This is a genomic window from Clostridium sp. OF09-36 (assembly GCF_003481985.1).
GTDB lineage: Bacteria > Bacillota > Clostridia > Lachnospirales > Lachnospiraceae > Brotaphodocola.
In genome coordinates, this window is sequence record NZ_QUMD01000034.1 from 1 (window position 1) to 15,538 (window position 15,538).

Sequence of the window (15,538 nt, forward strand, 5' to 3'; positions counted from 1 at the left end):
AAACGAAAATGTATTCGGTAACCAGTTTTGCCTTATTTTGTGCGGAAACTGAGTGATAGCATAACTTACTATATAATAAGTAGATTCACAGGTTCAAGACACGGCAAACTGTGAGACGGTAGTTCTTTTGTCCCACAAAAAAGCCGACAGTTAAATCCACATTGATGTGGAGTTTGGAGAGGGCGAGGGCAAGATTCCGGTAGATAGTATTGCTAAAAGAGCCGAAGCGTACACGCCCAAAGAAAAAGTGACCTACAAAATTATATTTATGTTAGGCTTTGCTGGCAGTAGTCTACCAGAATTTTTCATTACAGTGTTTTGCTAAACGAATCAGATGGAGCTATACCCTGGATTTTCCTGTATTCTCTGGGCGACATTTTGACTATAGCCTGAAAAGCGCTTGAAAACTTTCCCTGGGTTTGGTAGCCTACCTGGGAAGCAATATCCGCGATAGTGGCATTTGTTTCCCGTAATAATTTCATAGCCTGACGCATCCGAAATTCCTTCATATAGGTGGCGATAGGCTGGCCGTAGACTGCCTTGAATATCTCCTTTAGAGTAGAGGTATTTATCAAATACTGTTTAGAAAGTTCTTCAATCGTAAATCGTTGATCCAAGTGCTCTGTCAATTGTTGATGAATTTCTTTTATCAATTCGGTTTGCTGGGAGAAGTATTGAGTCAGTTCTTTATGCTCCGATTTCATGTTGCTCAAATAAATCAAAATTTCCAGAACCTTCAATTTCAAGAGGGAAATTCGAACGGACACAGGAGCAGAAAAGAGTGGGGCAAAAATATGCTCTAAATCGGAACAGGACGGGATCGCGGATGGCTTTCCGGAGCAAAATCGATCCCGTAACTGGTCTGCCTCTACACCGGCATTCTTTAAAACTTCCGGGCAAATGGAAGAGAGCTGTTTCAGATCCACGGAAATGGAAATCCCCTCTGAATATCCTAGGGGAAACATCATGGCGGAATCCGCGCAGCAGGCCATACTGTGCGCAGTCACATCACCTGCACCTAAATAGACGGCAGTACCGCCTTGCATATTCCAACCCACGCGACCACTGCGGCAATAGTAAATTTCCAAAACAGAATCCGAAGCATCGTGCCGAAACTTGACCTCTGAAGCAAGAAAAACATTGAAGGATACCTCTATTCCAGGAAAAGTTTCATATGCCTCCACACATACGGCTGCCATCCCCCAGCTGCTTGAAAATATCAGCTACAGTTTGAAAGTTTTCTACGCTGGGCATATGTTCCAGTTCCTGCTCGATAGTTTGTCCGTGGTCGTGGGGTAAGTGGTTCTGAACCATTTAGCACTCCTCCTTGAAGTCTATCTTACCATAGGTCGGAGGGAAAAGAAACTTTACTTCTGAGATGTTTCTGATTTTTTCCCGGGGCAGCCACCGCAGTTGATGAAGCCCACTAACTGAATGTCATCCTCTCCCATAAAAGCGCCTTTTCTCTCTCGGATTGTCCGAAAATCCCGGCTTCCGGGGCAGTAATCCTCTGTCTGCATACAACGAATAATGCCAAGTTTCATATTGATTTCCTCCTTAATTTAGGGCCGGCCATTTAGATTGGGCCGGTCCATTGTCTATTATTATGTAACCAGCTTTTTCAACAGCTGGTTGGAAATGTCCTCGCAGTAGCGATTATCTTCAATCATTCGCAAAATACGGGGTATAGGTCTCGCCGGTTTTCAGTATAGTCCCGCAAGGAGGTTCTGTATTTCCCGTTTAGAAGAATTTTTCTCCCAAATGGAAGCGTTTCTGAAAGTCGATCCGTCATAAACGCTGCAAGGGCATCCCTTCCAACTTCATGTGATATTGTTCCAGCACATCTTTCAGCGTGATTTCTTGCATTCTTTGTTCCGCTGTTTTTTGAATGTCCAAGTAAAAATCCCGCAGCACCAGTTGGATATTTACACCCACGCCACAGGCTGGATTGGTATGGATGTCCTGGTGGAGCAGGGGCTTGTTGCCCTCCACTGCCCGATAGGCATCCAGCAGAGTGATTTTCTCCGGCTCACGAGCCAGGGCAGGCCGGGGATGTCCCTTCACGCTGACCAGCAGCCCTCCTTTCCGCAAGGCGGACATGAGCTGGCGCACATAGGCGGGATTGGTTTGAACGCTCTCTGCCAGCTTGTTGCTGGTCAGGTCGCAGTCTGGGTACAGAGCGATAAAAGCCAGAATATGAACAGCATCGCTAAGGCGGGTGGGATATTTCATGGACTGATCTCCTTTTTTTCTTGATGTTATTTTTATTATAACAGCATATTGACAGCAGCGCAAGAGGATGCTAAAATGATTTGAAGTAAGAATAAAAATAACACCAACCTGAAAGGAATGGCGACAATGAACTTCTATGATGATTTGGTCATGCAGACCCAGATGAATTATTCCAGGCACTATCCTATCTATGCTTCCGGCAGTACGCCTTATCAGTTGACTGACAAAAAGCCGCTGCCGTATAGCGAACAGATCCATCGGTTGGTACAGGAGGTAAAGGAAGCTGACTGTGTGGTAGTGGGCGGAGCTCCGGCCTGTCCGCTGCCGGTGGCGGAGACTTTTACTACGAGGACAACGACTCCTACCGGAAATACTTCCGGCCTTTTGCCGAGAAGTACCACTTCAAAGGTGCTTTTGCAGGGATGATGCACCCCTGGAAGACAAGGGAAGAGTATTGGGGGTATCTCGCCACCTTCCTTCACACCACCCAGACCGCACCTGTGCGTCATTCCTATCTGGATCTAGACGCTTTGTTGAAAGGCAAGGACTTCTTCATCCTCACCACCAATCAGGATACCCAGTTTGTCAAACTCTACCCGGAGGAGAAGGTGGCGGAGATCCAGGGAGATCACCGATTCTTCCAGTGTGCCGCCTGCTGTACCGATGACACCTGGGATGCGGTAAAGCCAGTGGCTGATATGGTGGCTGATATGGTGGCCGCTATGGGGGATGGCACGAAGATTCCCACGGATCTCATTCCCCGGTGCCCTCACTGCGGCGGCGAGGCATTCCCCTGGGTGCGAGGATATGGGAATTTCCTGCAAGGAAAGAAATATGAAGAACAGTACGAAAAAATTTCTCGCTATGTACTGGAACACAAAGACAGCAAAATTCTGTTCCTGGAGTTGGGCGTTGGCCGAATGACTCCCATGTTTATCCAGGAGCCTTTCTGGAACCTGACCCTCAGCTTTCCCCATGCTCGATATATTGCTGTCAACGACAAATATGACTTCCTGCCCAAGCAGTTGGAGGATAAGGGCATGACCATTGTGGCCGACATTGCTCAAGTGCTACGGGATGCACGGAACACTATGGAAAGCGGAGATAACGATCAATGAGGGTTGGAAACCAAGCGGCGCTTCAGGAACTTGCCGAGCGTATTGCTCAAGCAGATGCCGTTGTGATCGGAGGCGGCTCCGGCCTGTCAAGCGCAGCTGGATACGACCACTACCATTGGTCCCCGGCACTTTCGGAGGCATTGGCTCCCTTTCGCGAACAGTATGGCTTCACCTCTCCACTGGCTGGATTCTACCATTGCTTTTCCAGCTATGGGGAGCAGTGGGGATATTACAGCCAATATATGCGCTTCATGTGGGAAGCCCCTACGGGGCAGCCCTATCTGGATCTGCAAACGCTTGTTGCAGATAAACCGATCTTTGTGCTGACCACTAATGTCGATCAGCAGTTTTTTCGGGTATTTCCCCAGGAACAAATCTGCGCCTTTCAGGGAGACTTTAGCTACTGCCAGTGCAGCCAGCCTGTCGGGATGATATTTGGGAAAACCGCGAACTGGTAAAGAAACTGACCGGTCGCTTGGTGGGTGTTCGCCTGCCGGAGGAAGCTGTTCCCCGTTGCCCGGATTGCGGGCGGGTGCGGGTGCCTTGGGTACGAGATGATACCTTTCTGGAGGGAACCTTCTGGCAGGATAACCTGCACCGCTACCATAGATTCCTGCGACGCTGGATAATGGATCAGTCCGACAAAAAAGTCCTGCTGTTGGAACTTGGCGTGGGTGAGATGACGCCCAGTATCATCAAACTGCCCTTCTGGGAACTTACTGCCAAAAACGAAAACGTCTTTTATGCATGTCTTAATCGAGAGGCATCTCATAGGCCAGAGCATCTGCGGGGACGCAGCCTGTATCTGCAAGGAGATTTGGCGGAAACTCTAGCTGCCCTCCGGCAGGAGCGCTCCAGCGCAGCAACCATAAAATAGAAAGGGGCGAACGAATATGATAGATTGGAACCCTATTGCGAAAAAATTCAGAGAAGCGGACGCTATCTTGATCGGGGCCAGTAACGGACTGTCCATCACCGAAGGACTGCATTTGTTTGCGGACAATGCGGCCTTTGAAAGACTGTTTGGGGATTTTAAACGGAAATACGGCTTTGGGTGTATTTTGCAGGGCATGATGGCTGGATGGCCCAGCGAGGAGGAAAAATGGGCCTTCTGGGCCCGGCTCATCCATCATTACTGCGGGCAGTACCAGCCTACGCCGGTGATGAACGATTTGAAGGCCATTGTGGGAGAGAAAGATTACTTTGTCGTCACATCAAACGGAGAAGGTCACTTTGAACTGTGTGGCTTCGATCCGACGAAAATCTATGAGATTGAGGGCAACTGGTTTACTATGCAGTGTGCCCGCCCCTGCCACGACACCATCTATCCTAGTCTGGAGGTGGCAGAAAAATTATCGGCTGCCGAACAGAGCGGCCATGTGCCTACAGAATTGATGCCGCACTGTCCCAAGTGCGGCGGTCCCATGGACATCCACATGGGTGCGGGTCAGAGAATGATTCCGGATACCGCTGCCCAGGTACGGTTCCAAAACTTTCTGAAAACCTACCACGGGAAGAAACTGGTGGTTTTGGAGCTGGGCATTGGCTGGCGCAATCAGCTGATCAAGGCCCCGATGATGCGCCTGGTGGCCAGCGAGCCAAACGCCACTTATGTGACCATCAATCTTGGTGAGATCTACATTGCGGACAATATCAAAGAGAAGTCCTTCGGACTGGACGGGCGACTGGATGAGCTGCTGCCTGCTCTCCGGGAGGCGTGCGAGGCATGACGATTCCGAAACAAGTTCAAAATGACTATAAGAGATGGTATCATTTTCTCGAACAAGAAGTACAGTTTTCGCTGTCTGATAGCGAGAAACACACTAAAGAACACTGTGCCAGGGTATTGCTGTTCGCTTTGCTGATCGCAGACAAGATGGATTTATCCCAGAAAGAGCGGGAGACACTGTGTGCCGCCGCGGTTTTCCATGACTCCCGCCGCCAGAATGACTGGTTGGATGTGGACCATGGCCAGCGAGCAGCAGATTACTACAGGGACTATTGTCAGACAAATTCGCTGTCCTTTGATAACCGAGTTTATCTGGTCATGGCATTTCACGACAGGGATGACGTCTTGGGCGAGGCAGCATTGACGGAACAGAAGAGCGGCATTCTTCTGTATCACATCTTCAAGGATGCTGATGCGCTGGATCGCTTCCGCTTGGGACCGAATGGGCTGGACATCCGCTATCTTCGTACAGCCGAGGGAAAATCCCTCTACCGTTACGCGGAACAATTTGAAAGAGGGGATGCTAATGCATAAGAAGGTTAAAATCACCGTGTTGCGCACGGAATACTATCAGGAACTGGCAGAACCGTATGCAATTCCTAATTTGGGGATGTGTCCTTTTCATCAGAAAGGTCAAGTATTATACAGCGATGGCATCAATCCGCCGGATGGGATGTGTGGCGTTGCCTGGCAGGTGATTGCTCCCATGGCGCGTCAGTTATCCTTGGGGGAATTGGTTCAGCCATCTGGTACTTGGCTGAATGATGATACGATTGGTGTGTTCGCTTGTCCAGACGGAATTCGGCCAGTCATTTTTCTCTTAGAGGCAGAGTAAAGGATACAATTTTGATATTTAAAATTCAAACAGGAGGGTAAATTATGCAAATTCGACAGATACGAAATGCAACCATTAAAATTCACTATGGGGGAAAGATTTTTTTAGTCGATCCGTGGCTCGCCCCCAAGGACGGTTTTGGTTGCTTTGCAAGACTTCCCGAATCCATTCCCTTTAAAACGCCGGATTCTCAGAAAACATTCATTTCCATGCCCATCTGTCCGCTTCCCACAACGGTTGATGAAATTCTTGCAGATGTGGACTATTATATTGTTACTCATATCCATCCGGATCATATTGATATGGAGATGGACGGAACAGTTGGGAATATGTTAAACAAGGAAACACCCGTGCTGGTACAGAACGACGAAGATGCGCAGGTTTTTGTTCGGTCGGGATTTAAAGATGTAAGAATCTTGCCGCAGTCTGGTCTTTCGATTGGAGAAATAACCGTGACAAATGTACCGGCACGACATGGCGTGACGATTCCCTGTGGTTCTGCCATGGGGTTTATGATGGAAGGAGAGGAAAAAACACTTTATCTTGCCGGTGATACCGTTTGGTATGAACAGGTAGAGGAAAACTTGAGACGGTTTCAGCCTGATGTTATCATACTAAATGCTTGTGCTGCGGAGCTGTTGATTTTGGCAGACTGATTATGGATGCTGAAGATGTGGCACAAGTAATCGCACACGCTCCAGAAGCCGATATTATTATCAGTCATATGGATAATGTGGCACATGCTTCTCTTTCTCGCACTTCTTTAAGTGAGCAGTTGGAATTACAGAATCTTCTCTCTCGAGTGAAGATCCCTGCCGACGGTGAAACTTTGTCGTTTTAAAACACAGTTTGCATCCTTGCTTGTCAAGTGATAAAATATTTTCCGTAAAATAATGTAAAGCAAACGCCATTGACAATGAAACTCCAGCTGTCAATGAAAAAAACAATAGCCGGGAAGTGGGCTCAGTGCCAATGCTTCCCGGCTTTCCTATTCTAAAAAGGCGTCATTATATTTGGAGTTACGGTATATATTTCATGCCCCACTGAGAGATAGCATAAAAAAACAGGCAGCAGATCCCGTCCTTTCTCGGTGAGGGAGTATTCCACCCGTATGGGCATTTCATTATATTGGATGCGCTGGATCAATTCATCCGCTTCCAGCTCCTTTAGGGCGTTGGTCAGAGCTGTGTTGGTGATGGGCTTGCCGCATTGGCACTGTATTGCATCTGGTCGCTACGGCGTATTATAAAGCGACGCAAAGAAAATCGCGGAAAGTGTTCCGGTTGCCCTTATCAAGGCACTGGAATGTGCCGATAAAGGCTATTTTTTCCCAAGCAGCAGGACCTTTTACCCAAATGGCAGGATGTGCTTCCAAAGCGTTGACGAAGCCAGTTCAACTAAGTATGATGAAGATACAATTAAACAACGATTTAATTGTTCTGACAACAGGAGAAAATTAAGAGAGGAGTTTTCCAAAATGAAAAAAACTTATAAGATCGAAGTAGACTGCGCTAACTGCGCCAACCTGATGGAGGATGCAGCCCGCAAGACCAGCGGCGTACAGAGCGCTACTGTGAACTTCATGACCCAGAAGATGATTGTGGAATTTGCTGAAGGTCAGGAGCCGGCCAGCGTGATGGCTGCTGTGCAGAAGGCCTGCAAGAAGGTGGAGCCTGACTGCGAGATCTGCCTGTAAGGTCCCATTCCACACAGGTGCCCCAGACGCTACGGGCGGAAGGGGCACTTTTTTTAACAAACAAATAAGCAATTATAGAAAGGAAAGAATGATATGCAAGAAATGATTGAAAGCGGCTTGCTAATTGTGGTAGCCGTATTATCAATTATCCTTCTCTTGATTGGCCAGCGGCCCAGCAGCGGCATGACAAAGAAACAGAAAATCATGTTGGGAAGAATCCTGACTGCCACGCTATTACTGTTGGCGTTACAAACTTTGGGTTCCACCGTTTTTGACCAGCTGGGCGCAGCCGGGCGCTGGGTACGATTGGCACTGTATTTGGTGGATTATCTCATTATTGGTTATGATATTCTGAGAAAAGCGTATAAAGGTATCCGTAATGGCCAGGTCTTTGACGAGAACTTCCTGATGGCGGTTGCCACCATTGGTGCTTTGGCTCTGGCTGTCTACGAAAACGGTGATTATCTGGAGTCCATTGCAGTTATGCTGTTCTATCAGGTAGGCGAATGGTTCCAGTCCTATGCTGTTGGCAAATCTCGCCGCAACATCAGCGAACTCATGGACATCCGTCCAGACTACGCTAACATTGAACGGGATGGAAAGCTCGAACAAGTAGACCCGGACGAGGTGGGTATCGGCACCATCATCGTGGTTCAGCCTGGCGAGAAAGTTCCCATTGACGGTACCGTGGTGCAGGGAGAATCCACTCTGAACACTGCCGCCCTCACCGGCGAAAGTTTGCCCCGTGAGGTCAAGACTGGCGATGAGATCATCTCTGGCTGCATTAACATGACCGGACTGCTTCATATCCAGACTACCAAGGAATTTGGTGAGTCTACGGTCTCAAAAATCTTGGACTTGGTGGAAAATGCCTCCTCCCGAAAATCGAAGTCAGAGGATTTTATCTCCCGTTTTGCGAAAATTTATACCCCGGCTGTTTGTTATGCAGCGTTGGCGTTGGCTGTGCTTCCACCGCTGGTGCGGATGTTCGCCTTGGGTCTTCCCGCTGGCTGGGAACCTGGGTATACCGGGCGCTGACCTTCCTTGTTGCTAGCTGTCCTTGTGCACTGGTCATCTCTATCCCTCTGTCCTTCTTTGCAGGGATTGGCGGAGCTAGTAAGGCTGGTGTGCTGGTCAAAGGTTCCAACTACCTTGAGACTCTATCACAGGCTAAGATTGTAGTCTTTGACAAGACCGGCACACTGACTCAGGGTGTATTTGAGGTGAATGCGATCCATCACAATGAGATGGATGAGCGCAAGCTGGTGGAATATGCTGCTCTGGCAGAAAGTGCCTCTAGCCACCCCATCAGCAAGAGTTTGCAGAAAGCCTACGGTATGGAAATTGACCGTAGCCGGGTGACTGACATTCAGGAACTTAGCGGCAACGGTGTCATCGCTACGGTGGACGGTCATCAGGTGGCAGTTGGTAACGACAAGCTCATGAATCGTCTGGGCGTTCAATCTATTCCGTGCCACAGCGTAGGCACCATCATTCACATGGCGATTGACGGGAAATATGCCGGACACATTGTTATTTCCGACATCGTGAAGCCTCACTCCAAGGAAGCCATCCAGGCATTAAAGTCGGCTGGAGTTCGCAAGACTGTGATGCTCACCGGTGATGCCCAAAAGGTGGCTGACAGTGTAGCCTCCGCTCTTGGCTTGGATGAGGTCTACAGCGAACTGCTGCCTGCTGATAAGGTAGAGAAAGTAGAAGAGCTAATTCAGATTAAATCGGAAAAGGAAAAGCTGGCTTTCGTAGGAGATGGCATCAATGACGCCCCGGTACTCCGCCGGGCAGACATCGGTATCGCCATGGGTGCCATGGGTTCTGACGCCGCCATTGAGGCTGCTGATGTGGTCCTAATGGATGATGATCCCATGCAGATCTCCAAGGCGATTAAGATCAGTCGTAAGTGTCTGGGCATTGTCTACCAGAACATCGTTTTTGCCATTGGTATCAAGCTGATCTGTCTCGTCTTGGTAGCCTTGGGCCTGGCCAGTATGTGGCTGGCGGTATTTGCCGATGTAGGCGTAATGATTATTGCCGTTCTCAATGCCATTCGAGCGCTATTTGTAAAGAATCTTTAAGGGTTTGGAAAAATCGCAAGGAATGGAGGGGTTCCATGAATCAATCTTGGCTCCGAGAACCGCAAGGGCAAGAATTGACTTGCTAAAAAAAGCCTGACAAATGATTGGTTCCTATCTGCTCTTGAACAAGTACTATCGTGGTTTATCAAAAAGCATTATAAGGCCTGTTTAAAAAACGCCAGCAGCCGCATTTGGGGGCGCAGCCACGTTTTCTCCCGTCCTTCGCAGCGATGTAACTTTTTTCTGAACACCTCGCCGGATGTCTTGTGCTTCTTCGGATATTCGTATACAATGTAATATATTGAATATTATCCATGCGGAGGTGTGGTATGAACGGGATCAAGGGCTATATTTCCATAAGGGAGGCGTCCTACCGTTGGGGCGTGTCGGAGCGGCGGGTCAACCAATACTGCGCCGAGGGGCGGATCCCAGGTGCGTCCCGGTTCGGGCGCTCATGGGCGATTCCGGAAAATGCGGAGAAACCGTCCGACCCTCGTAGGAAGGCCACGGAAGGAGGCGGTGGATATGATCTCCGATGAAACCGCATACCGACGGTATCTTGACGGAGAGCAAAAAGCTGCCGACCTGCTGGTGGAACGCTACGGCGATGCGCTGACACTTTACATAACTGGATACATAAAGGATATCCACGAGGCGGAGGATCTGATGATCGAGGCCTTTTCACAGCTTTTCGCAAAGGAGCGGCCGATTGAGGGTGTGGCCAGTTTTAAGGCATATCTCTACAAAATCGCTCGTCACCTTGCCCTTCGACATAAGCAGAAACACCGTCTTGCATTTCTGTGCTTGGATGAGTTGGACTTTGAGCCGCGGAGTGACTCCCTTGTAGAGACGGCTCTGCTTCGCAGCGAACGAGACCGCCAGCTTTATGATGCGCTTGAAAAGCTGAAAGCAGAATACCGGGAAGCACTCTATCTTGTCTATTTTGAAGATATGAGCTACCGCGATGCGGCAACGGTCATGAACAAAAGTGAGAGCCAGATCACAAAACTGGTCTACCGTGGAAAACAAAGCCTGAAAGTGATTTTGGAGCAGGAGGGATTTACTTATGCGGACAAGTGAGGAACGTGCCCGCCTGATCCACAGGCGGACAGCGGAAATTAAACAAGAGCATCGAAAAAAGAAACAACAAGGGCTATATGCGGTCTGCATGGCGGCCTGCCTGTTTTTGGTGATCGGCATCGGCGTAATGATGCCGGGATTGATGAAGGGCGCAGCGGACGGAAGCATCGTCCATTCTTCGGGAACGGCAAGCCTGATAGGAAGCCACGCCGCACTTGGCTATATCATGATGGGGCTGTTAGCGTTTCTTCTTGGAGTTTGCGTGACGGTTCTTCTATACCGTCTGCATCGGAGATGTGAACGACAGAAGCAGGAGGATGCCGGAGATGGAGAACTTTGAACTCATTGATAACCTTTTTCAGATCACGGTGTTGCTCTGCGCCTGTGTCGCTGCCGGTATTCTTGCCATTCGTCACAGGAACCGCAGCCTCCTGATTTTATCTCTTGCCTATGCCTGCTTTGCCATGGGGACGATATACTATGTGCTGTATCTGGTCATCATTGGTATCTGGCCGCAGGTATTTTATGTGGCGGAGATCTCATGGCTGGCTGCGTGGCTTTTCTACCTGTCCGCACAGATTTTGCGAACGGAGGGGATGAAGTGCCGCTTTTCGCTCCCTGCCGGAGCCGCGGCTGCGTTCATTGCAGCGGTTGCTTTTCTCGACCACGATTTTGGCCCGTCTTATTTTGTTTCCGCACTGTTTGCGCTCACGGCAGGCGCGATCATGTATCTCTCGGTATCTCATATACAAAACGGCAGCTTGTACCGAAAAAGAGACTTTTTTATGATCATCTGCGTTATGTTGCAGGTGTTGTTATATTTGGTTTCTGACTTCACGCACGACTACACGCGCTTTCAGCTCTACTACGCTGTAGACCTTGCGCTGACGTTATCCATGGCGGCGCTGCTGCCTCTGACGCTGCGGGAGGTGAAGCAGGCTTGACCTATATTGAAAATATTTTCCTCTGCCTTGCGCTTCCGCTGATTTTATCCATGTTTTTCATCAAGGGGCGCGTTCGGCGCTATGCGCTGTTTTTGACCGTCGGTATGGCCGTTTGCCTGCTCAGCGCCTATGTCAGCAGCTTCTTCATGGGGCAATACGGCGTGGACGGCACCGTTGCCGCCATCGAGATCACGCCCGTATGTGAAGAAGTCATGAAGCTTCTGCCGCTGCTGTTTTTCTATCTGATTTTTGAGCCGGAGCCGAAAGAGATGCCGGCGGCAGCCATCGCCATCGCCGTTGGTTTTGCTACCTTTGAAAACGTCTGCTATCTGACGGAAAACGGCGCGGCCAATTTCAATTTTCTGCTGATTCGCGGGATTTCCGCCGGAGCGCTGCATATTCTCTGTGGCGTTCTTTCCGGCTTCGGTGTTTCCTATGTGTTTCGCCGTCACTGGCTGGCAGCAACCGGCACCGTGGGCATTCTTGGAGCCTGCATCGGTTTCCATGCCATCTATAATCTGCTCATCACGGCGGACGGTGTATGGAAAACGGCGGGATACCTCTTTCCGTCGCTGCTCCTCCTCTGCCTATACGCAGCAAAGCAACTGCTGCCAAGGCAGAACATTTCCTTTGAATAAGTACAGATTTCGCGCGCAGAGCCGTCCCAAATTCGGGGCGGCTCAATTTTTTTTGAATTTTTTTTGATTTTAGGTGGAAGGATTTTGGATTTCATGTCTTTTAGGAAGTAGAGGGTCGTTGATTGACCCTGGAAACAAAAAGCAAAAGGAGGCATTGACAATGACCGGCAGAACGGAGCGCCGGATTCGGGAGATCCGGCGACGGACGAGGCAATACAGGAAGCGGTACGAAAGGCGCGTGCTTTCCACCTTAAGCGTGTGCAGTCTGCTTCTCTTTGCCGGGATCGGTATTCTTTTGCGGAAGGTACAGTCAGGTGGCGTCCCCACCGTGACAGACAGCTATGGCTCTGTGCTGCTGCGAGGAGGCACAAGCGCATACGTTGTGGTCGGCATCGCCGCCTTTGCGGTGGGGGTGACAGTGACCATGATCTGCATCCGGCTGAAAAACAAATCAAAAGACCGTACAGTCAGTACGGAAGAAAGGGAGGACTAAATGAAATTGAAAAAACGGATATTGAGCCTGCTGCTCTGCGGCGCAATGCTCTTTTCCCTCTGCTCTCAATCCGTGTTGGCCGAGGAGAATGGGCAGGCGGGCGGCGTTACAATAGGCACAAGTGGCCTGTGCGAACACCACCCGGAGCATAACGCGGACTGCGGCTACACGGAGGGAACGGCGGGAACACCCTGCGTCCACGAACACACCGCAGATTGCTATGAGGAAGTAACCAACTGCGTCCATGAACATGACGAGGACTGTTACCCGGAGGAAAGCGTTTCCGGCAATGAAGCGACCCCGTCCGGCGCACAAAAACGGGAGCCGGAGAACTGCCCACACATCTGCGACGAGGAAAGCGGGTGTATCACCAAGGAATTAAACTGCCAGCATGAGCATGACGATGAGTGCGGCTACTCTCCTGCAACTGCGGGGACCCCCTGCGGGTATGTCTGCGAACTGTGCGGCAGTGAGGATAGTGAGAAACTGGCTACTCCGTCCAATGCGGAGGCTGTCACGGTGGCAAGCGTACAGGCCATGATCGACGGTTTACCGAACGCAGAAGAAATCACTGAAGATAACGCAGAAGAAGTCAAGGCGCAGCTTGAGGCCATCGACGAAGCAAAGGCGCAGCTCTCCGACGAGGAAATCGATGAGCTGGATATGACCCGGTATGCGGAAGCTGCCGCTGCATTGGGGGCGCTGGCTGCGCCAATGCTATTGGCTAATGATTCGCCTGACGAGCAGTTTTCCCTCGCTCCCGGCGGCAGATATTACTTTGACCTATCAGCGATGAATATTCCCGGAACGGCAAACGGCGATCTGCCGGACAGCACCCTGCACTATGTTCCCTTTACCTACGCAGGAACGGTGGACGCCTACAAGCTCACATCAGCAATGGCAACCACCGAGGAGCATGCAGAGCAGAACAAATATGACCACAGCCTGTTTATTGCGGACTACAATGTGACCTTTAATGTAGACTGGAATCAGTTGAACGAAAAACAAATGATTTTCGGCACACCCTATACCAGCTACGGCGTGAACTACACCATGCGGGCGCCGTCGGCAGGGAGTCAGTCTAATAATAATAATGGCAAAGACGATAGTAGTAGTACGCGAGGCATCCCGAAAAGCAACGAATGGGATGCGATTTTAGATAAGGCAAATCAAGACTGGAAGGATAATACATCTGGGTATATCAAAAACTGGTCACGTAAGTATTCCTTTGGACAGGACAACCATGCTGATGCGTCGTACCGTGCGATTCGCGGGTGCAATTCGGCCCGCTACTGGGGCTACTACACTGCTACGTACTCCCTCCCGAACGTCGGTTTCCGCCCCGTGCTTGAAATCCTGAACGCTGACACACTGGATTCTGACGGACTGAAGGTCGTTACCCTTGACCTGAACGGCGGCAAGCTGGGCGGCAGCTCCGATGCTATTCACATCATCGTGAAAAACGGCAGCGCATTTACCGCCCCTGCGTCCGACGGCCTGACCCGCCCGGACGGAAATACAGGCAGCTACTTCATGTGGCTTGGCAGCGACGGCAAGCTCTACGCGCCCGGTGCCAACGTTCCGGCGGACGTTACCAAGCTCACGGCGCAGTTTGCTTTATCAGAGCAGTTTACCCTCACCCCCGGCGACAGATACTATTTTGACCTTTCGACGATGAATATTCCCGGCACGGCTAACGGCAGCCTGCCGGATGCGTCGCTGCACTATGTTCCCTTTACCTATGCGGGAACAATAGAAGCCTACAAGCTCACGTCTGCGATGGCGACCACCGAGGAATATGCACAGCAGAACAAATACTCTCACAGCCTGTTTGTGGCGGACTATGCCGTAACGCATAAGGTAAACTGGAATAACTTAGATACTGCGAGTCTGATTTTCGGCAAAAATTATGCCAGCGGCGGCGTGGACTATACCCTGCGCGCACCGTCTTGTGGAAGTGGGTTTACCGGTTCAGACGATTCAGAGCACGGTACGCCCCAAAGCAATGAGTGGGACGCGGTGCTGGACAAGAACAGCGGCTATGTCAAAAACTGGAACGACATATATTCGTGGGGGCAGGACACATCAAGTTACGAATCGTGGTATCGTGCGCTTCGCGGGGTCGATTCGGCCCGCTACTGGAACCACTACTATGCTACGTCCTCCTACCCGATCCTCGGTTTCCGCCCCGTCCTTGAAGTCCTGAACCCTGACGAACTGGGCTCTGACGGGCTGAAAGCCGTTACCCTTGACCTTGGCGGCGGCAAATTGGGCGGCAGTACGGATACTATTCAAATCATCGTGAAAAACGGCAGCGAGTTTACCGCCCCCGCGTCCAACGGCCTGACCCGCCCGGACGGAGATACGGGCAGCTACTTCATGTGGCTCGGAAGCAACGGGAAGCTCTACGCCCCCGGCGACAACGTTCCGGCTGATGTGACGGAACTGACGGTGCAGTGGACAGCCCCGACCTATGCCGTAACCTTGAACACGAACGGCGGAACGATCAACAACGGCAATGTCACCGAATACACCTATGGCGTGGGCGCAACACTCCCGACAGATGTGACGCGCACCGGGTACACCTTCAAGGCTGGTATGATAACGAGAGTCTGACCGGCAATCCTGTTACGGCAATCGGCGGTGCAGAAACGGGTAATAAAGAGTATTGGGCGAAGTG

20 protein-coding genes and 2 pseudogenes are annotated in these 15,538 nt (G+C 50.5%); 17 read left to right on the plus strand and 5 right to left on the minus strand.

From position 1 onward, the window contains the following. Positions 1-308: 308 nt before the first annotated feature. The 4 genes and pseudogenes from DXA97_RS17280 to DXA97_RS17300 all read right to left on the minus strand — a co-directional run bounded on the left by DXA97_RS17280 (position 309) and on the right by DXA97_RS17300 (position 2,232). Positions 309-1,184, minus strand: a complete 876-nt coding sequence (locus tag DXA97_RS17280; protein ID WP_243107728.1) for an AraC family transcriptional regulator — start codon at positions 1,182-1,184, stop codon at positions 309-311. Continuing rightward, positions 1,171-1,314: a hypothetical protein gene (locus DXA97_RS20355; protein ID WP_182436947.1), complete on the minus strand. Its 144-nt coding sequence runs from the start codon at positions 1,312-1,314 to the stop codon at positions 1,171-1,173. Before DXA97_RS20355 ends, DXA97_RS17280 begins: the two co-directional genes overlap by 14 nt. Positions 1,315-1,388: 74 nt before the next feature. Then, positions 1,389-1,544, minus strand: a pseudogene (locus DXA97_RS17290) (CGGC domain-containing protein); the annotation flags it as partial. Positions 1,545-1,788: 244 nt separating this feature from the next. Then, a complete protein-coding gene (locus DXA97_RS17300) occupies positions 1,789-2,232 on the minus strand; it encodes an Rrf2 family transcriptional regulator (RefSeq protein WP_117484730.1) in 444 nt (147 codons plus the stop codon). Positions 2,233-2,358: 126 nt separating this feature from the next. Here DXA97_RS17300 and DXA97_RS21205 point away from each other — a divergent pair, with 126 nt between their 5' ends. From DXA97_RS21205 to DXA97_RS20490, 9 genes are all read left to right on the plus strand, one after another. After that, positions 2,359-2,658 carry a hypothetical protein gene (locus DXA97_RS21205; protein WP_243107729.1) on the plus strand — a complete coding sequence of 100 codons (300 nt, stop codon included), beginning with the start codon at positions 2,359-2,361 and terminating at the stop codon, positions 2,656-2,658. Then, on the plus strand, positions 2,655-3,350 hold the full coding sequence (locus DXA97_RS17305) for an NAD-dependent protein deacetylase (RefSeq protein ID WP_243107730.1): 696 nt from the start codon (positions 2,655-2,657) through the stop codon (positions 3,348-3,350). The genes DXA97_RS21205 and DXA97_RS17305 overlap by 4 nt, the downstream gene beginning before the upstream one ends. Continuing rightward, positions 3,347-3,808: a hypothetical protein gene (locus DXA97_RS21210; protein WP_243107731.1), complete on the plus strand. Its 462-nt coding sequence runs from the start codon at positions 3,347-3,349 to the stop codon at positions 3,806-3,808. The genes DXA97_RS17305 and DXA97_RS21210 overlap by 4 nt, the downstream gene beginning before the upstream one ends. A gap of 80 nt (positions 3,809-3,888) precedes the next feature. Continuing rightward, positions 3,889-4,227 (plus strand): hypothetical protein, encoded by a 339-nt coding sequence (locus DXA97_RS21215; RefSeq protein ID WP_243107732.1) that lies wholly within the window; start codon positions 3,889-3,891, stop codon positions 4,225-4,227. 16 nt (positions 4,228-4,243) lie between these two features. Then, the gene (locus tag DXA97_RS17315; protein WP_118721235.1) at positions 4,244-5,080 is read left to right on the plus strand and encodes an NAD-dependent protein deacetylase, SIR2 family; all 837 of its coding nucleotides are present in this window, start codon (positions 4,244-4,246) and stop codon (positions 5,078-5,080) included. Next, positions 5,077-5,613 (plus strand): HD domain-containing protein, encoded by a 537-nt coding sequence (locus tag DXA97_RS17320; RefSeq protein ID WP_118721236.1) that lies wholly within the window; start codon positions 5,077-5,079, stop codon positions 5,611-5,613. The genes DXA97_RS17315 and DXA97_RS17320 overlap by 4 nt, the downstream gene beginning before the upstream one ends. Continuing rightward, positions 5,606-5,914 (plus strand): TIGR04076 family protein, encoded by a 309-nt coding sequence (locus tag DXA97_RS17325; protein WP_182430484.1) that lies wholly within the window; start codon positions 5,606-5,608, stop codon positions 5,912-5,914. The genes DXA97_RS17320 and DXA97_RS17325 overlap by 8 nt, the downstream gene beginning before the upstream one ends. Positions 5,915-5,958: 44 nt before the next feature. Continuing rightward, positions 5,959-6,570 (plus strand): MBL fold metallo-hydrolase, encoded by a 612-nt coding sequence (locus tag DXA97_RS17330; protein WP_207666852.1) that lies wholly within the window; start codon positions 5,959-5,961, stop codon positions 6,568-6,570. A 2-nt stretch (positions 6,571-6,572) separates the two neighbouring features. Then, positions 6,573-6,755 (plus strand): hypothetical protein, encoded by a 183-nt coding sequence (locus tag DXA97_RS20490; RefSeq protein ID WP_207666853.1) that lies wholly within the window; start codon positions 6,573-6,575, stop codon positions 6,753-6,755. Positions 6,756-6,907: 152 nt separating this feature from the next. Here the strand turns inward: DXA97_RS20490 and DXA97_RS17335 are convergent, their stop codons facing one another. Then, complete coding sequence (locus DXA97_RS17335; RefSeq protein WP_243107733.1) at positions 6,908-7,060, minus strand: winged helix-turn-helix transcriptional regulator; 153 nt, start codon at positions 7,058-7,060, stop codon at positions 6,908-6,910. 331 nt (positions 7,061-7,391) lie between these two features. Here DXA97_RS17335 and DXA97_RS17345 point away from each other — a divergent pair, with 331 nt between their 5' ends. The 8 genes and pseudogenes from DXA97_RS17345 (at position 7,392) to DXA97_RS21225 (ending at position 15,474) form a co-directional block, all read left to right on the plus strand. Next, positions 7,392-7,610 carry a cation transporter gene (locus DXA97_RS17345; protein ID WP_118721239.1) on the plus strand — a complete coding sequence of 73 codons (219 nt, stop codon included), beginning with the start codon at positions 7,392-7,394 and terminating at the stop codon, positions 7,608-7,610. A 183-nt stretch (positions 7,611-7,793) separates the two neighbouring features. Continuing rightward, positions 7,794-9,703 (plus strand): annotated as a pseudogene (locus DXA97_RS17350) (heavy metal translocating P-type ATPase). 525 nt (positions 9,704-10,228) lie between these two features. Continuing rightward, entirely contained in the window at positions 10,229-10,783 is a 555-nt protein-coding gene (locus DXA97_RS17360; RefSeq protein ID WP_118721240.1) for an RNA polymerase sigma factor, read from the plus strand. Beyond that, the gene (locus DXA97_RS17365) at positions 10,770-11,123 is read left to right on the plus strand and encodes a DUF4179 domain-containing protein (RefSeq protein ID WP_118721241.1); all 354 of its coding nucleotides are present in this window, start codon (positions 10,770-10,772) and stop codon (positions 11,121-11,123) included. Before DXA97_RS17360 ends, DXA97_RS17365 begins: the two co-directional genes overlap by 14 nt. Beyond that, positions 11,110-11,727 carry a hypothetical protein gene (locus DXA97_RS17370; RefSeq protein WP_118721242.1) on the plus strand — a complete coding sequence of 206 codons (618 nt, stop codon included), beginning with the start codon at positions 11,110-11,112 and terminating at the stop codon, positions 11,725-11,727. The genes DXA97_RS17365 and DXA97_RS17370 overlap by 14 nt, the downstream gene beginning before the upstream one ends. Continuing rightward, the gene (locus tag DXA97_RS17375) at positions 11,724-12,365 is read left to right on the plus strand and encodes a PrsW family glutamic-type intramembrane protease (protein WP_118721243.1); all 642 of its coding nucleotides are present in this window, start codon (positions 11,724-11,726) and stop codon (positions 12,363-12,365) included. The genes DXA97_RS17370 and DXA97_RS17375 overlap by 4 nt, the downstream gene beginning before the upstream one ends. 160 nt (positions 12,366-12,525) lie before the next feature. Next, a complete protein-coding gene (locus DXA97_RS17380; RefSeq protein WP_118600728.1) occupies positions 12,526-12,858 on the plus strand; it encodes a hypothetical protein in 333 nt (110 codons plus the stop codon). After that, on the plus strand, positions 12,859-15,474 hold the full coding sequence (locus DXA97_RS21225; RefSeq protein WP_243107734.1) for an InlB B-repeat-containing protein: 2,616 nt from the start codon (positions 12,859-12,861) through the stop codon (positions 15,472-15,474). It abuts the gene before it with no gap. The last annotated feature ends 64 nt before the right edge of the window (positions 15,475-15,538 follow it).

What these genes read in the sequence shown, in the direction of transcription:
- DXA97_RS20355 (WP_182436947.1), bottom strand. Translation starts at nt 1,314, where the DNA reads ATGGTTCAGAACCACTTACCCCACGACCACGGACAAACTATCGAGCAG.
- DXA97_RS17300 (WP_117484730.1), bottom strand. Translation starts at nt 2,232, where the DNA reads ATGAAATATCCCACCCGCCTTAGCGATGCTGTTCATATTCTGGCTTTT.
- DXA97_RS21205 (WP_243107729.1), top strand. Translation starts at nt 2,359, where the DNA reads ATGAACTTCTATGATGATTTGGTCATGCAGACCCAGATGAATTATTCC.
- DXA97_RS17305 (WP_243107730.1), top strand. Translation starts at nt 2,655, where the DNA reads ATGATGCACCCCTGGAAGACAAGGGAAGAGTATTGGGGGTATCTCGCC.
- DXA97_RS21210 (WP_243107731.1), top strand. Translation starts at nt 3,347, where the DNA reads ATGAGGGTTGGAAACCAAGCGGCGCTTCAGGAACTTGCCGAGCGTATT.
- DXA97_RS17315 (WP_118721235.1), top strand. Translation starts at nt 4,244, where the DNA reads ATGATAGATTGGAACCCTATTGCGAAAAAATTCAGAGAAGCGGACGCT.
- DXA97_RS17320 (WP_118721236.1), top strand. Translation starts at nt 5,077, where the DNA reads ATGACGATTCCGAAACAAGTTCAAAATGACTATAAGAGATGGTATCAT.
- DXA97_RS17325 (WP_182430484.1), top strand. Translation starts at nt 5,606, where the DNA reads ATGCATAAGAAGGTTAAAATCACCGTGTTGCGCACGGAATACTATCAG.
- DXA97_RS17330 (WP_207666852.1), top strand. Translation starts at nt 5,959, where the DNA reads ATGCAAATTCGACAGATACGAAATGCAACCATTAAAATTCACTATGGG.
- DXA97_RS20490 (WP_207666853.1), top strand. Translation starts at nt 6,573, where the DNA reads ATGGATGCTGAAGATGTGGCACAAGTAATCGCACACGCTCCAGAAGCC.
- DXA97_RS17345 (WP_118721239.1), top strand. Translation starts at nt 7,392, where the DNA reads ATGAAAAAAACTTATAAGATCGAAGTAGACTGCGCTAACTGCGCCAAC.
- DXA97_RS17360 (WP_118721240.1), top strand. Translation starts at nt 10,229, where the DNA reads ATGATCTCCGATGAAACCGCATACCGACGGTATCTTGACGGAGAGCAA.
- DXA97_RS17365 (WP_118721241.1), top strand. Translation starts at nt 10,770, where the DNA reads ATGCGGACAAGTGAGGAACGTGCCCGCCTGATCCACAGGCGGACAGCG.
- DXA97_RS17370 (WP_118721242.1), top strand. Translation starts at nt 11,110, where the DNA reads ATGGAGAACTTTGAACTCATTGATAACCTTTTTCAGATCACGGTGTTG.
- DXA97_RS17380 (WP_118600728.1), top strand. Translation starts at nt 12,526, where the DNA reads ATGACCGGCAGAACGGAGCGCCGGATTCGGGAGATCCGGCGACGGACG.
- DXA97_RS21225 (WP_243107734.1), top strand. Translation starts at nt 12,859, where the DNA reads ATGAAATTGAAAAAACGGATATTGAGCCTGCTGCTCTGCGGCGCAATG.